The 14,665-nt window shown below is 45.2% G+C and carries 13 protein-coding genes; 9 read left to right on the top strand and 4 right to left on the bottom strand.

The features are described 5' to 3' along the window. The first annotated feature begins 4 nt into the window (after positions 1-4). The 8 genes from R7R24_RS12725 (at position 5) to R7R24_RS12690 (ending at position 6,413) form a co-directional block, all read left to right on the top strand. The gene (locus tag R7R24_RS12725; protein ID WP_005374252.1) at positions 5-835 is read left to right on the top strand and encodes a DUF4198 domain-containing protein; all 831 of its coding nucleotides are present in this window, start codon (positions 5-7) and stop codon (positions 833-835) included. 42 nt (positions 836-877) lie between these two features. Next, positions 878-1,198: a hypothetical protein gene (locus R7R24_RS12720; RefSeq protein ID WP_191115967.1), complete on the top strand. Its 321-nt coding sequence runs from the start codon at positions 878-880 to the stop codon at positions 1,196-1,198. Beyond that, positions 1,195-1,746 (top strand): DUF6162 family protein, encoded by a 552-nt coding sequence (locus R7R24_RS12715; protein ID WP_137282880.1) that lies wholly within the window; start codon positions 1,195-1,197, stop codon positions 1,744-1,746. Before R7R24_RS12720 ends, R7R24_RS12715 begins: the two co-directional genes overlap by 4 nt. A gap of 22 nt (positions 1,747-1,768) precedes the next feature. Continuing rightward, the gene (locus R7R24_RS12710; RefSeq protein WP_191115965.1) at positions 1,769-2,695 is read left to right on the top strand and encodes a metal ABC transporter solute-binding protein, Zn/Mn family; all 927 of its coding nucleotides are present in this window, start codon (positions 1,769-1,771) and stop codon (positions 2,693-2,695) included. Beyond that, positions 2,695-3,423: a metal ABC transporter ATP-binding protein gene (locus R7R24_RS12705; RefSeq protein WP_017635536.1), complete on the top strand. Its 729-nt coding sequence runs from the start codon at positions 2,695-2,697 to the stop codon at positions 3,421-3,423. The genes R7R24_RS12710 and R7R24_RS12705 overlap by 1 nt, the downstream gene beginning before the upstream one ends. Continuing rightward, on the top strand, positions 3,423-4,298 hold the full coding sequence (locus R7R24_RS12700; protein WP_005393560.1) for a metal ABC transporter permease: 876 nt from the start codon (positions 3,423-3,425) through the stop codon (positions 4,296-4,298). Before R7R24_RS12705 ends, R7R24_RS12700 begins: the two co-directional genes overlap by 1 nt. 22 nt (positions 4,299-4,320) lie before the next feature. Continuing rightward, positions 4,321-5,190, top strand: coding sequence for a metal ABC transporter solute-binding protein, Zn/Mn family (locus R7R24_RS12695; RefSeq protein WP_047102837.1), 870 nt, complete (start codon positions 4,321-4,323; stop codon positions 5,188-5,190). Between the two features lie 215 nt (positions 5,191-5,405). Then, positions 5,406-6,413 (top strand): porin, encoded by a 1,008-nt coding sequence (locus R7R24_RS12690; RefSeq protein WP_191115964.1) that lies wholly within the window; start codon positions 5,406-5,408, stop codon positions 6,411-6,413. Between the two features lie 215 nt (positions 6,414-6,628). Here R7R24_RS12690 and R7R24_RS12685 read toward each other — a convergent pair whose 3' ends face one another. From R7R24_RS12685 to speA, 4 genes are all read right to left on the bottom strand, one after another. Continuing rightward, on the bottom strand, positions 6,629-8,794 hold the full coding sequence (locus R7R24_RS12685) for a S9 family peptidase (protein WP_081886414.1): 2,166 nt from the start codon (positions 8,792-8,794) through the stop codon (positions 6,629-6,631). Positions 8,795-9,105: 311 nt separating this feature from the next. After that, on the bottom strand, positions 9,106-10,311 hold the full coding sequence (gene emrD / locus R7R24_RS12680) for a multidrug efflux MFS transporter EmrD (RefSeq protein ID WP_005374234.1): 1,206 nt from the start codon (positions 10,309-10,311) through the stop codon (positions 9,106-9,108). A gap of 409 nt (positions 10,312-10,720) precedes the next feature. Beyond that, a complete protein-coding gene (gene speB / locus R7R24_RS12675; RefSeq protein ID WP_005374233.1) occupies positions 10,721-11,641 on the bottom strand; it encodes an agmatinase in 921 nt (306 codons plus the stop codon). A gap of 1 nt (position 11,642) precedes the next feature. Further along, positions 11,643-13,553, bottom strand: coding sequence for an arginine decarboxylase (gene speA, locus R7R24_RS12670; RefSeq protein ID WP_031812864.1), 1,911 nt, complete (start codon positions 13,551-13,553; stop codon positions 11,643-11,645). Positions 13,554-13,876: 323 nt separating this feature from the next. Between speA and R7R24_RS12665 the strand changes: the two genes are divergently transcribed. Next, the gene (locus tag R7R24_RS12665) at positions 13,877-14,602 is read left to right on the top strand and encodes an MBL fold metallo-hydrolase (RefSeq protein WP_021035905.1); all 726 of its coding nucleotides are present in this window, start codon (positions 13,877-13,879) and stop codon (positions 14,600-14,602) included. Positions 14,603-14,665 lie beyond the last annotated feature (63 nt).

Raw genomic sequence — 14,665 nt, 5'->3', positions numbered from 1 at the left:
AACAATGAAAACCAAAATGAAAGCAGTGGCATTGGCGAGTGTAATGGCAATGGGATTGGCTGTAACCACCACCGCACAAGCACATCCACGTTGGGTTCTGCCCTCTCACTTTACGGTTTCTAAAGAAGGCGGTGACTGGCTGACATTTGATGTTACTGCCTCTCACGGAACGTTTGTTTTTGATAAGCCTGCGGGTAGTGACCAGGCATTTGTGGTGATGCCGGATGGCCGCTCTGAGCGTCCTAACTTTGTTGTTCGTGGCAAGCGTCGCTCTATGTTTGATTTCTTTTTTACAGAAGAAGGCACGCACAAAGTCGCGATTAATAATCAGCCGAGCTACTACACACAATACAAAGCGGGCCGTCGTGATACGGTGAAATGGGCGCGAGCAAACAAAGCTGAGCGTGGTGACGTGCTTCCTGAGCAAGCGCGTGATGTGGTTACTCAACTAAGTTACACCCGAGCAGAAAGCTACATTACGGTTGGTATGCCAACGGACAAAGCGTTGGAGATTGAAGGCAAAATGCTGGAGATGAAACCGATCACGCATCCATCGGACATCATTGAAGGTGAGCCTGTGACTTTCCAGTTTTTCTTTAACGGAGAGCCACAAGAGGGCGTTACTGCTGAGATTACACGTGAAGGGACCATGTACCGAAACCATCAAGAACAAATCGATGTGGTGAGCGATAAAGATGGCAAAGTTATCTTCACGCCAGAAGTCGCCGGGCGCTACTTAATGAAAGCGAACTACAAAGGTGAATTAAAAGATAATCCATTGGCGGATAAAGCGAGTGCCAATGTTCATCTTACGTTTGAAACTCAACTTAACTAATCGAATTAGGCTCAGCAATTGCTGGGCCATTTTGGAATTATCATGAATAACACTTCTCTTCTAAAAGCGGTTTTGTTTTTTTCTGGATTTGCGTCCTTTCACGCTGCTGCACATTTTCCTCTGATGAGCTGTCACTTGGCGCAAGATAAAGTGATTTGTGAAGCGGGCTACTCGGATGGATCGACAGCGGTCGACTACGATGTCGAAATGTACGATTACGACGACAATCTGATCGCCAAAGAAAAAACAGATAAGCGTTCCATCGCAGAATTTACTCACCCTGAAACAGATTTCTATTTGGTATTTGATGCCGGACATGAAAGCCCGGTGGAAGTGGATATCGTTGAGCTGAAAGAGAAATGAGCGTTCAGAAAGTTCGCCCTGATAATGGTAACCGAGAAGGAAAGTGGGTCGCACTGACAATCGCAGCGATTCTCAGTTCAGCAGCCATACTTATGCCCTACCATCAGGTCGCGACTGAAAAGCCAGACATGCAGTCTCATCAAGTGTTAATCACGGATTTACATCAAAACGAGTTGGGGTTGATCGCTGAACTTAAGCTCGCTCATGAAGAGATTCGTGATTTGCAGTTAGATACCGGAACTTGGCCTGAGATCTCTGATATGGAGGCGCTTTGGATTGCTCCATTCGTGAAAGACCAAAACTGGAAGCGTAAAGGTTCTCATCAGTGGCAACGAATTGATGACGGTGTCTACATTGGCGTGAAGACCAGTGCCCAAGGCTCTGCTTCCATGCTGTTGGATAGCCGCAGTTCTCAAGCTGATATTTGGTTTAATGATTCTAGCCGTTCGTTAAATGTGGAGGGACTAAGCGATCTAGCTAAACGCCACGATTTCGGCTGGAAACAAATCATTCTGTCAGACTCTTCTTCCCACTCTCACGCCCATTAAGACAACATAATTGATAAGTACTATGATCAAACGCTCTCTTTTACGTCGTATTCTTACAGCCACCGCGTTATTGACGGTGTCTTCTACTGGCTTTGCTGCCGATAAACTCAGTATTGGTATTACGCTTCAACCTTATTACAGCTATGTTAAAGCCGTTGCTGGTGAGAAGGCGGACATCGTTCCTTTGGTTGATGCTGGTTTTAATCCTCACAACTATTTGCCACAACCTAATGATCTTAAGCGCTTAAATGAAATGGACGTAATAGTGATCAATGGTATTGGTCATGACGATTTTGCACTGAAAGTGATCAAGGCTTCTCAGCGTGATGATCTCGTGGTTATCGAAGCGAACAAAGAAGTGCCTTTATTGCCCGCTATGGGGCAGTCTGTTGGTCAAGGAGCAGTGAACCCTCACACCTTTGTCGGTCTATCAACAACCATTCAAAAGGTTTACACCATCGCGAGTGAGCTAAGCCAATTGGACCCAGACAATGCTACGTTCTATCGCCAAAATGCTCGTAAATACGCGAAAACATTTCGCCTGATGAAGCGTGATGCAATGTTGTCTCTTGGTGAGTTGGACACGGCTGGTATGAAGGTGGCGACAACCCACAATGCTTACGGATATATCCTTCAGGAGTTTGGTGTTGACGTTGCCGCTGTCATTGAGCCTGCTCATGGTGTAGAACCAAGTGCAAGTCAGCTACAGGAAACGATAGAGAAAATTCGTGAATCGGGCATTGATGTTCTGTTTTATGAGCTCAATATGCCGAATCGCTTTGTTGATACCATCGAAGAGGCGACTGGGGTGCAGCTTTATCGCTTTTCTCACATGACTCACGGTGAGTATGAGGCCGATAAAGTCGAGGTTGAGATGCGAGATAATGTGGAAACACTAATCGAAGCCATGAAATTTGTGGCGAGTAAGCGAGCAGGGGAAAAGGCGTAATGACTGGACCTTCCGTTTCCTTAAGTAACGTGGGCCTAAAATACGCCGACAATATCATTTTGCAGAACATCAGCGCCGAATTCGAGAACGCGAAATGTCACGTGATTATGGGACCGAACGGCGGTGGTAAAACCTCTTTGCTTCGTTCGGTACTTGGACTCACGCCATTTTCGGGAAACATAGCGCTCAATTGGCCAGAACCATCAGCTGCATCGGGGAAGATAGGGTATGTGCCACAAAAAGCGATGTTTGAAGCAAGCCTCCCGTTAACCGTGATGGATTTTGTACTGCTTAACCAAACTCGTATCCCTCTATTTTGGCGACGTAAAACGAAACAAACTCAACATGCCCTGGCCCAGCTGGATCGCGTGGGTATGGCAACGCGTAGCGACCGTCGTATGGGGCAACTCTCTGGCGGTGAGCAACAGCGTGTTTTGTTTGCGCAAGCTTTACTGGATGAGCCCAATTTATTGGTTTTAGACGAACCTACAACTGGCATGGATGAGCAAGGTGTTCGATATCTTGAAGGTTTGATTCATGAAGTCGTTGGAGAAGGCAAAACGGTGCTGGCAGTACACCATGACGTGACCGCAGTGCGCCGTTTAGATGCGCAGGTCCATGTTGTAAATCGTCAAATTGTGGCGTCAGGGCACCATTCAGATGTACTAAGTCCTGATCGTATAGAAACATTATTCAAGCACTACACAGCAAAAGTGGAGGCTGCATAATGGATTGGTTGCGAGAGTTAGCGGTTAGCGGCGTTGAAGCTGGATGGTTAAGCGATAGCTTTTCTTATGCTTTCATGGTGAACGCAATTGTTGCAGCGCTGATATTAGGACCATTACTTGGTGGTCTTGGTACATTAGTCATCGCCAAGCGACTGGCTTTTTTCTCTGAAGCGGTTGGGCATGCTGCGCTTACCGGAATCGCGATTGGTGTGTTGCTCGGTGAGCCGCCAGAGAATCCGATCATCGGATTGTTTAGCTTTTGTATGATTTTTGCGCTGTTGCTTCACTTTGTTCGTAATCGTACGAATGTACCTTACGACACACTGGTTGGGGTTTTTCTTGCACTAGCGTTAGCGGTTGGTGCTGCGCTGTTAATGTACGTTGCTCGCAAGATCAACATTCACATGTTGGAGAACGTGTTGTTTGGCTCGATCTTGACTGTGACGGACAACGATATCCTTATTTTAGCGATCAGTTGTTTGATCATATTACTGCTTCTTATTCCAACGTTTAACCGCATTTTGCTGACTTGTATTAGCCCGGATATTGCACGTGTACGCGGCTTTAATACCAGCTTTTATGATTACTTATTTGTCATGATGATCACCTTGGTCACCATCGCCGCGGTAAAGATTATTGGCGCTGTATTGGTTGGTGCATTGCTACTGATTCCTGGTGCAACGGCTCGGTTATTGACTAAACGCATGGGCAGTTTTGTTCTCCTTTCTTCTTTATTGGCAACCATTGCGTGTTTAGTAGGAACCATACTGCCGATGGAGCTTGAGCTACCAGTGCCATCAGGCGCATCCATCATCATTGTTTCTGCGGCATTTTTCCTAACAGCAACGGTTTACCGAATTATCCAAAAAGCGTAACCCTTTTTATAAAGTAATGAACATGAAGATAAAAAAATTAGCGATAACTTTTGGTTTGGTTATAGCGACGACACTTCCATCGTTGGCAAGCGCCAAAGACATTTTAACCAGCACTCCCGTCACGTACATGTTGTCTGAGCAACTCATGAAAGGTACAGGGATAGAGACTCAGTATCTGCCTCCAAAGCGTTACGGCGTTGAGCGTCTTGAGAACTGGTTCGCAAATAAAGGTACAGAGCAAGTTAAGCAAGCGGGTCAAGCCGCGACGGTTGCTATTACTCTTGGTGCGATTTGGAAACAAGACCCGACTTATGTTTATGCTCGACAGGGCAACATTCACTTGATTGAAATCGATGCATCGCAGGCCATTTCTCCTAGAGCTCAAGGAGTTGCAGTACTGACATTGGAAAACGGGTCAACATCGAAGTACGCGTGGCTTAACCCTACAAACTTAATCCGAATGGCGGGTATTGTTGGAGAGGATCTACAACGTGTATATCCTGAACACCAAAAGACGATTCAAACGAATCAACAGGCTCTTATGCTCAATGTGCGTGAACTGATCAACCAACAACAGGCAGAGATCTTCGATAAAGGCATCGATTCAGTGGTACTGATGAGTGAGTCACTAGAGGACTTTGCCTCTGGCAACCAATTGTTTGTGGTTGGGCGCGAATTTAAGCCGGAATTTGAGTGGACAGAAGAAGACAAATTATCTTTAAAAGCTCAGTTTGAACAAGATAAAACGCTATGGTTAGTGACGGATAAACGACCGTCGAAAACCTTGACATCGCTTATTAAACCGAGCCGCATACTGCAAATTGATGTTATTGACCGCTGGGGCAGTAAGGGTATCAAAACTGAGAAGCCACTCGCACGTTGGGAGATGTGACACGTAAAAAGCCACAGATTTTATGATGGGGAATGAAAAGTTCCCTATTTTTTTGTGATCAATTTCAAAATGTGAGCATTAATACCACTGGTTGCATAAGAAAGTGTTTGTTTCATTTCTATTTCATTACTACTTTGTTATGTGTTCGTTGCGATTGATTCGGATTTAATCTGTGTCTAAGCGAACCGGTACAAACAACTATACGGATGTTAACAATGAAAATGAAAACTCTAGCCGTTGCAGTGGCGGCACTAGCATGTGGTTCACAGGCCTTCGCAGCAGAAGTTTACAACAGCGATGGTACATCTTTATCGATCGGCGGTCACGTTTCAGTTGGCGTGGGTGAGTATTTCGAAGAAGATGTAAAAGTTCACCAAGTGTCTCCACGTATTAACGTTGCGGGTAAGAAAGACATTGGCAACGGTATTACTATCGACGCTAAAGGTGAATGGGCGCTTAACTACCTAAACGGTGGTGAACAGTCATTCAAAACTCGTCTAGGTTACATCGGTGCTACTCATGAGCAGTTTGGCCGTTTAGTAGCAGGTACTCAATGGTCACCGTACTACGATGTCGCTGGCGTTGCGGATCTACCTATCGCGTTTGCGAACGATTTCTTGTACAGCAACCACGGTAGCCTAGGTTCAGCTCGTGCTGATAAAATGCTTAGTTACCGTAAAGGTTTTGAATTTGGTGAAGGTTTTGCTTTCAACCTAGGTCTAGGTTGGCAAGGTGAGCAAACTTCAGACGCCGTAACTTACGAGCAACGTGGTCAAATTGCATTGAGCGGCTCTATAGCTGGCTTTGGCCTAGGGTACGTATACAGCGGTGGTGATATTAAGGAACAGAACCTAGGAACTAAAACAGCTGAATCACACCTATTCTCTGTAAACTATGGTCAATACGGTTCAGGTCTATACGCAGCAGTAGTATACGGCATGAATGATTACTTCTTTACTTATGATGGTGCTCTTTACGAAGAGACTGCTCAGTTGGAGGCTCTACTTGCCTACGGCGTTAATGATTGGACATTCAGCGTTAACTACGAAGCTGTTGAAGATGATAAAGCTAACGACACGCTATTTAGTCAATCAGCTCTACAAGCTGAGTATGCTGTAACTCCGGCGTTTGTAACGTTTGCAGCTTACCAGTTTGACCTAGGTAATGATATCGACGTTAAAGAGAACGACTACTGGACTCTAGGTGCTCGTTACTACTTCTAATAAATAGGCCAGTTTCTACTGCCTAAACACATTTATTGTGTTAACGCCTACTCGTTGTGAGTAGGCGTTTTTCTTTCTGCTATCCTTTGGCTATAAGAGACGCTAGTCATTCTGTGCTTAGGTAACCCCACTCTTTGTTTAGAGAGTGCGTCTATAAAAATGCCCGCAACTTGCGGGCATTTTTTGTTGTTAGAGATACAGTTCTATTAATACGCTTATTTTTTATCGAGTAAATCGAGGAAGAAGGCATACTCTAGCGCATCTTCTTTTAAGCGCTTAAATCGACCAGATGCGCCGCCGTGTCCGGCTTCCATATCGGTTTTGAACAACAAGACGTTATCGTCTGTCTTCATTTCACGAAGTTTGGCGACCCACTTCATTGGTTCAAAGTACTGTACTTGAGAGTCGTGCAAGCCAGTCGTTACCAACATGTTCGGGTAGTTTTGCGCCTTGATGTTGTCGTAAGGCGAGTAACTCAACATATAGTCATAGTATGTTTTGTTATTTGGGTTACCCCATTCATCATACTCATTGGTGGTCAATGGAATTGATTCATCGAGCATAGTGGTTACCACGTCCACAAACGGAACATGTGCACCGATACCGCGGTACAGTTCTGGTGCTTGGTTGATGATAGCCCCCATTAAGAGACCTCCTGCAGAGCCACCAACAGCGAAGACTTTATCTTTCGCGCCGTAGCCTTGTTCAACCAAACCTTTAGTCACATCAATAAAGTCGTTGAATGTGTTTTGCTTGGTTAGTTTTTTACCGTCTTCATACCAAGGGCGGCCAAGCATTTCAGATCCACGAATATGAGCAATGGCGTAAACAAAGCCGCGATCCAATAGACTCAAACGTGTCGAGCGGAAAGTTGGCTCAATGGTTGCGCCATAAGATCCATAACCATATTGGTAGAGTGGATTTGTACCATCTTTCTTAAATAAGTCTTTACGATACACCAAAGAAACGGGTACTTCTTTACCGTCACGGGCTGTGACCATGATGCGTTCTGATTGGTAATTGTCAGGATTAAAATCACCAAGTACAGGTGTTTGCTTCATGATTTCTGACCCGCCCGTTTTTAGATCGAAATCGTAGTAGGTTCCTGGAGTGGTTAAACTGCTGTAATAAATACGAACTTTCTCGTTATCCAGCTCTAGGTTACCTGTCAAATAGGCAGCAAACGCATCGTCATTAAATGTGAGGGGGAGTTCTTTTCCTGTTGAAAGCTGACGTACAGTGACGCTTGCTAGGCCGTTAGAGCGCTGCTCATAGACGATGTGATCATCGAATAACTCGAAGTCGACAAGTTGAGTGTTGTCGTCTGCGGCAATCACATCTTGCCATTTAGAGCGGTCATGCATGTCATTTTGATGAACTTTCATCAAACGGAAGTTGACGGCTTGATAGTTAGTATAAATGTAGTACCAATCGCCTAGCTTAGAAATACTGTATTCAATGCCATCTTCACGAGGATAGAACGGTTTCGCCTTTGCTTTAGGGTTGTTCGCATCAATGATAGAGACCCCACTGGTTTCTGTACTCGAATGCCAGATATAAATATCTTCGCCATCTTTGCTTTTGCTTAGTGAGGTGTAATAGGCGCTGTCGGTTTCCTCAAAAATCAGCTCATCGCTGCTTTGTGGTGTGCCCAATACATGACGATAAACTTGGTAGCCCAATAAGGTCTGTGGATCTTTTTTGATGTAGTAAAAGGCGTTGTTATCGTTCTGCCATGCGACAGCGCTTGAGGCCCCTTCGATTTCATCTTGTAGGTAATTGCCTGTTGTCAGGTCTTTGATCTTAAGGGTGTACACGCGGCGGCTTAATGTGTCTTCGCCATACGCCAATAAGTTTTCATTCGGACTAACGTATAGGCCGCCGATACTGAAAAATTCATGTTCTTTTGCTAGTTCATTGACATCTAAAATGATTTGTTTGTCTTTGCCTGCAAAGTCTTTAGCTCGCAAATGGACTTCGTACTCGTTATCTCCGGTCACTTCACTGGAGTAGAAGTAGTTGCCTTTACGAACCGGTACTGAGTTGTCGTCTTTTGCGATACGCCCTTTAATTTCTTCAAATAGCGTATCTTGAAGTGTTTCAGTGTGCTTTAGAACGGTTTCTGCGTACTGATTTTCTTTCTCTAGGTGCTGTAAAATTTCAGGGTCTTTACGTTCGTCGTCACGCATCCAGTAGTAGTTATCAACGCGGGTATCGCCATGAATAGTCATCGAGTGAGGGACTTTTTTCGCAACCGGAGCTTGAGTTTGTTGAGCAACGATCTGTGTTTGGGAGTATTGAGTCATGCTGGGGATTCCTTGATTGCTGCATCCGGCGACAAGCGCGACCGAGACGGCCAACGTAGTTAAAGTGAAACGCATCTGATTTTATCCTTATTGTACACTCAAGTGGCCTCATCCTGAGGGCTGGGCTTTCATTTTGTTAGTGGTTTTCAGTTGTCCATTCTTTGTTATGGGGTATGCCGAAAAAGTGAGAATCCTCAATATTTTCGAGTTGGCTACTCAATTTGAAGGAAGCTGAAAACACATTGTGTAAGCAGCTGTTATTTTTAACAAATATCAATTCGAAAGTTAAATCATTCTCATCGGGAAATCGATATAGTGTGATATGAAAAAAGGGACACACTTGTTGAGTGTGTCCCTTTTGGATTTTGAAAGTAAGCTGATAATGATCAGATAACTTGCGGTACTTCGTTTGAGTGATTGTGTGCTCGATTCACCCACATTAACCCAAGCATTGCAATTACCGACATTGCCATCATCAAAATGCCCAAAGGCATCTGGTTATGCGCTGGAAATAGTGACGCGAGCAAAGTTGCTACACCTGCCCCCAAGTTTTGCATGCCACCCAATGTCGCGCCTGCTGTTCCTGCATGGTATGGGAATGGCGCAATCGCTCCAGTTGTTGCTGCTGGGAAGAGAATGCCCGCACCCAAAAAGTACACGGTTGCGCCTCCAACCAGCGTTAATGCCGTGGTTAAACCAAACAAGCCTGGGATGAGCACAATAGCAGAGCCTACAAAAATAGAGACCAAGCCTACATTTAGAGCACGACGCTCAGAGCGACGTCTTGCGATGTAGCTAGATAAGCCCGCACCCACCAAGTAACCTGGGATCGGCAATATAAACAGCAAACTTACCGTTGTTGCAGGTAATTCTAATACCCCACCTAACAACACCCCAGCCGCCGCTTCGAATACACCCACACCTGCGAATGTTGCAACCAGGCAAATTAAAAAGCCTTGAAAGCGACGGTCAGACAAAACGTGTTTGTAGCTTTTGGCTACTGGTTCGAATTTGCGTTTCTCTTTTGGTAGCGTCTCCATCATGCTTGTCATCATGGTGATCACAACCGCGATAGCAAATAGCGCTAAGAACAAGTAGCTCGACCGCCATCCGAAAGCTTCTGTTAGGTAGCCGCCTAATACTGGTGCCATTAATGGTGAGAAAATCACACACATGCTAATTAAGCTGTTTGCTCTGTGTAGATCAGAGCCTTCAAAGCAATCGCGAGTCAGAGTGCGTGACATCGCACCGCCGCAACCAATACCTAAGCCTTGGATAAAGCTACCAATCAAGAACCATTCAAATTGATGTGCAAATAATGCTACCAGTGTACCCGCGATGTAGATAAGCAGCCCGACGATGATGATCGGTTTGCGTCCCAAGCGGTCCGATAGTGTGCCATACGCAAATTGCGACAAGCCATATGGGATTAGGTAACAAGCCATCACAGCTTGAAGTGATGACGCAGATACCAAAAACTCGCCCGCCATATGACCGATTGAAGGCACGTACATTGTCTGGGTCATTTGACCCACGGCAGTCAATATAGCGATTAAAAAGGTAAGTTTCGCTAATGGAAACGAAGCAGACATTTGCGTATCTCTCCAAAAAGTTTAAGACGTAAAAACCCTTAGCGCTCTTTTACAGAGTGCCAACTGAATTCTTGTGTTGCGGGGATATTTGCGCGAGATAATAGTGCTTGCTTGTATAATTAGCAATCGAAAAGTGTGAAGTCGAGCAAGATAAAAATCTATGATTTCAATTAGAAAAACTAATCCGATTTTGTTTTCAAAAAGAGGTGCATTTCTTTGTCTATTTACGTTAAATCTTTTGCTTTTCGTGAATAGTATGAGCCTTATAGGTAACTGTTTTTAATGGTTAAAGTGCAAAAATAAAGCGTCTGATCGGTTGAGGTGAGTTCAAGATGAAACGAGTGAATAAAAGGTAGAGGAAGGCATCAGAAAGAAAAGGGAGCCGAAGCTCCCTTAGAAATGATTATGTCTATTCGCGCTCAGATGCATATGCGTAAAGCATTTCTAGTGCGATGGTTGCTCCCGCTAGTGCGGTAACATCACTGTGATCGTATGGAGGCGATACTTCGACAACATCCATACCCACGATATTCATGCCGGCTAAACCACGAATAATTTTCAGCGCTTTGTCTGAGTTCAAGCCACCACAAACTGGTGTACCAGTTCCCGGTGCGAAGGCCGGGTCTAAGCAGTCGATGTCAAAAGTGACATATACTGGCTTGTCTGCGACGGTGCGACGAATTTCTTCTAGGATCTCGTTCACCGACATGTCATTCGCTTGCATCGCATTAATCACATTGAAGCCGTGATCTTGCTGTTTGTACTCCGTACGAATGCCGATTTGTATTGAGTTCTTCGCTGAGATCAAACCTTCTTTCGGCGCATGGTAGAACATCGTACCGTGATCGTATGAACTGCCATTTGCATAGGTGTCCGTATGAGCATCAAAGTGAATCAAAGCCATTTGGCCATGATGCTTCGCATAGGCACGTAGGATAGGTAGCGTGATGAAGTGGTCACCGCCCAATCCCAACATGGTTTTACCACTTTTTAGAATTTCACTGGTTGCCGCTTCAAGGCGGTAAGTAAAATCTTCCGCATCACCGCAATCGAACACGAGATCACCTGCGTCGATCACTTTCAGTTTATCCAATACGTTGAAGCTCCACGGGAACTTCTTACCTTCCCATGCCAAGTTGACTGAGGCACGGCGAATTGCATCTGGACCCATACGCGCACCTGGACGCCCAGATGTTGCCATGTCCAGAGGGACTCCCAACACCACAACGTCTGCGTCTGCCGATACCGGGTTACGAATGTACGGCAGACGTAAAAACGACATAGAGTTGGAGTAAAGCGAATAATCAGTTTTAGTAAACAAATCATTCATATCAGAAGTCCTCTAAATAGGTGTATCCTGCTAGACCTTGTTCTAGTTCTGCTAGGATTTGTGCTTGTTCATTGGCTTCAACTCGATGTGAAACCAATTGTTTATAATTGTCACGAATCGCATCCACGTCGATATGAACGTAGCGCATCATGTCTTCTACACTATCACCTTCGTTGATGTAACTGATCTCAAATTGACCGTGTTCATCAACATTGACTACAGCACTGTGGGTATCACCAAATAGGTTGTGCATGTCACCAAGGATTTCTTGGTATGCGCCTACTAGGAAAAAGCCCATTAAGTACGGTTTGTCTTTGCTCCAAGCTGGTACAGGTAGCGTGCTCTCGATGCCTTGACCATCAACGTAGTGATCGATCGCGCCATCAGAGTCACATGTGATGTCCAACATCACTGCACGACGCTCTTCCGCCTCGCCCAGACCAGAAAGTGGCAGAACAGGGAACACCTGATCAATACCCCAAGCATCTGGTAGAGATTGGAAGAGAGAGAAGTTCACGAAGAACTTATCCGCAAGACGTTCGCTCAACTCGTCCAGAATCGGACGGTGGAAGCGATTCTTAGTGCTCATCTTGCGGCTTAATTCGAAGTAAATGCGCAGTGACAATTGTTCTGCCCACGCACGTTGTTCCAAGTTAAGCACGCCTGTAGCAAATTGAGAGTGCACTTCTGCCAAATCACTTTGGGTATCATTGTAAATCTCAATTAACGCACGAGCGTCTGTACCATCTTGTAAGTTTTCCCAGTTTCGCCACATGTTTTGTAGCAACAGCGGAGCGTCCTCATCAAGCTCATGTACTTCTTCCGGTAGGTACGACTCGGTACCAATTACGTTAGAAATCAATACAGCGTGGTGCGCTGTTAGCGAGCGACCCGATTCCGAAATGATCACTGGCATTGGTTGTTCGTATTGCAGACACACATCGCCCACAGTGTTGACGATATTACGTGCGTATTCTGCAAGTCCGTAGTTCATCGAATTCGATGATTGGCTGCGTGTGCCGTCATAATCCACTGCCAAGCCGCCGCCCACATCGAAGTACTCGATGTTTGCACCGAGTGCGCGTAGCTCGCAGTAGAAACGTGCAGACTCGTTCACACCATTGCGTACATCACGGATGTTTGCCATCTGTGAACCAAGGTGGAAGTGAACCAGTTGCATCGCGTCTAGGTTGCCTTCGCGTTTAAGACGTTCAATAACGCTAAGCACTTGCGATGCTGATAAACCAAACTTCGATTTTTCACCGCCACTTGCTTGCCATTTCCCTGCGCCTTGAGAGGCGAGGCGAATGCGTAAACCAAGGCGCGGTTTTACGCCCAAACTTTTCGCTTCTTCTAGTACCAGATCCAGCTCAGAAAGCTTCTCTAATACGATGAATACCTTGTGACCCAGCTTTTCACCGATCAGTGCAAGACGCACATACTCACGGTCTTTGTAGCCATTACACACGATCACGGAGCTACCTTGTTGAGCCAATGCAAGTACCGCCAACAATTCTGGCTTGCTACCCGCTTCAAGACCAAGCTGCTTGGTTTCTAGTTGAGCTTGGCTCGCTAGAATTTCATCCACCACTTCACGTTGTTGGTTTACTTTAATTGGGTACACCAACAAGTATTTGTTTGGATATTGGTATTCTTCAATTGCTTGGTTGAATGCGTGGCAAATACCATGCACACGTTGGTGCACGATTTGCGGGAAGCGTACTAATACAGGCAGATTTAACTGCTTCGCTTCTAGCTCATTTACAATAGCGCTGAAAGGGATTTGATGTGCACGATCACTACGTGGTGATACATATACTTCGCCTTGGTCATCAATGCCGTAGAAACCTTGGCTCCAGTAGTGAACGTTGTAGTCCGCGCGGATGCGGTCTAATTTAGTTGCTTTTTCCAACTCGATTCTCACAAAAATGTACTTAACTCCTTAATTAATTAGAAGGAAAAGTACAAAAAAGCAAATCATGAGGTATTTACCTCATACCCTGACACGAACTCCGTGTGCGCGCATTAACGGATAAAAGGGCCCTTGAGTCTAATGATTAAAATCTATCATCTCGATTATGATTTGTTGTCGTCGCTACGTGTGAATATTTGTTTACCGAAGCGTCCATTCTGCTGTTATAGTTGGTCTGACCAGTAAGGATTCGGTCATGAAGCATCTCACTAAAATAAGGACATATTTTGCAGCTGCACAGAATTCAGGGGTACATTCAGACCATGTATCTCGCCGAATATTCCGATAAATTATTGTTGCTTGATGGTGCCAGTCGAGCAGACATCCCTCATCTTAAAGACTTTATTGAACATCAACTCCATCGTCCTTTTTCTGACCTAAAGTTGGTTGTTGTGACCCACATGCATCCAGACCATGCTGGTGGTGCGCACAAACTACGTGATTTAACAGGATGCAAGCTATTGGCCGCAAAGCGAGAGAACCAGTGGTATAGCGGTGTAGACGGTTGGCTAATGCATTTGACCGATTTGATGTTAGCACGCTGGATGGCGAATCGGATGCGTAAACCAAAGCAAAACCTGTGGTATTCCCGCAAGCTAAAGCCAGATATTGAACTTATTGATGGACAGTTTATTCCTGGATTTGATGATTGGCAGGTGCTAGAAACGCTAGGGCATACCGACCGAGATCTGTCGGTTTATCATTCTGAACAAGATGTGTTGTATGTGGCGGATTTAATGGTGCAGGTGAAAAAGCATCTGATTGCGCCGTTTCCCATATTTCATCCGAATCAATATCGGCAATCATTAAAGCGTGTGTTTGAGATGAATCCGCAATGTTTGCTTTTGGCACATGGGGGAGAGGTGACTTTGGATGAAAAAGCGTATCAGCACATTTTGAATACAGCGCCGACTAAGCCAATGACGCACTGGCGAGTGACAAAAGTTAAAGCGAAGGGATTGTTGTTTGCGTTATTTCGTAGGAAGTAGGCGAAGATAAAGCCAGACGAGTGATGCTCAACAAAAACGTTCGATCACTCATCTGAAGCTACG

It is taken from the genome of Vibrio sp. 704 (assembly GCF_033339295.1).
The sequence above is the reverse complement of the archived record's forward strand: the minus strand, read 5'-3'. Positions and strand labels throughout refer to the sequence as shown.

What these genes read in the sequence shown, in the direction of transcription:
- R7R24_RS12725 (WP_005374252.1), top strand. Translation starts at nt 5, where the DNA reads ATGAAAACCAAAATGAAAGCAGTGGCATTGGCGAGTGTAATGGCAATG.
- R7R24_RS12720 (WP_191115967.1), top strand. Translation starts at nt 878, where the DNA reads ATGAATAACACTTCTCTTCTAAAAGCGGTTTTGTTTTTTTCTGGATTT.
- R7R24_RS12715 (WP_137282880.1), top strand. Translation starts at nt 1,195, where the DNA reads ATGAGCGTTCAGAAAGTTCGCCCTGATAATGGTAACCGAGAAGGAAAG.
- R7R24_RS12710 (WP_191115965.1), top strand. Translation starts at nt 1,769, where the DNA reads ATGATCAAACGCTCTCTTTTACGTCGTATTCTTACAGCCACCGCGTTA.
- R7R24_RS12705 (WP_017635536.1), top strand. Translation starts at nt 2,695, where the DNA reads ATGACTGGACCTTCCGTTTCCTTAAGTAACGTGGGCCTAAAATACGCC.
- R7R24_RS12700 (WP_005393560.1), top strand. Translation starts at nt 3,423, where the DNA reads ATGGATTGGTTGCGAGAGTTAGCGGTTAGCGGCGTTGAAGCTGGATGG.
- R7R24_RS12695 (WP_047102837.1), top strand. Translation starts at nt 4,321, where the DNA reads ATGAAGATAAAAAAATTAGCGATAACTTTTGGTTTGGTTATAGCGACG.
- R7R24_RS12690 (WP_191115964.1), top strand. Translation starts at nt 5,406, where the DNA reads ATGAAAATGAAAACTCTAGCCGTTGCAGTGGCGGCACTAGCATGTGGT.
- R7R24_RS12685 (WP_081886414.1), bottom strand. Translation starts at nt 8,794, where the DNA reads ATGCGTTTCACTTTAACTACGTTGGCCGTCTCGGTCGCGCTTGTCGCC.
- emrD (WP_005374234.1), bottom strand. Translation starts at nt 10,311, where the DNA reads ATGTCTGCTTCGTTTCCATTAGCGAAACTTACCTTTTTAATCGCTATA.
- speB (WP_005374233.1), bottom strand. Translation starts at nt 11,641, where the DNA reads ATGAATGATTTGTTTACTAAAACTGATTATTCGCTTTACTCCAACTCT.
- R7R24_RS12665 (WP_021035905.1), top strand. Translation starts at nt 13,877, where the DNA reads ATGTATCTCGCCGAATATTCCGATAAATTATTGTTGCTTGATGGTGCC.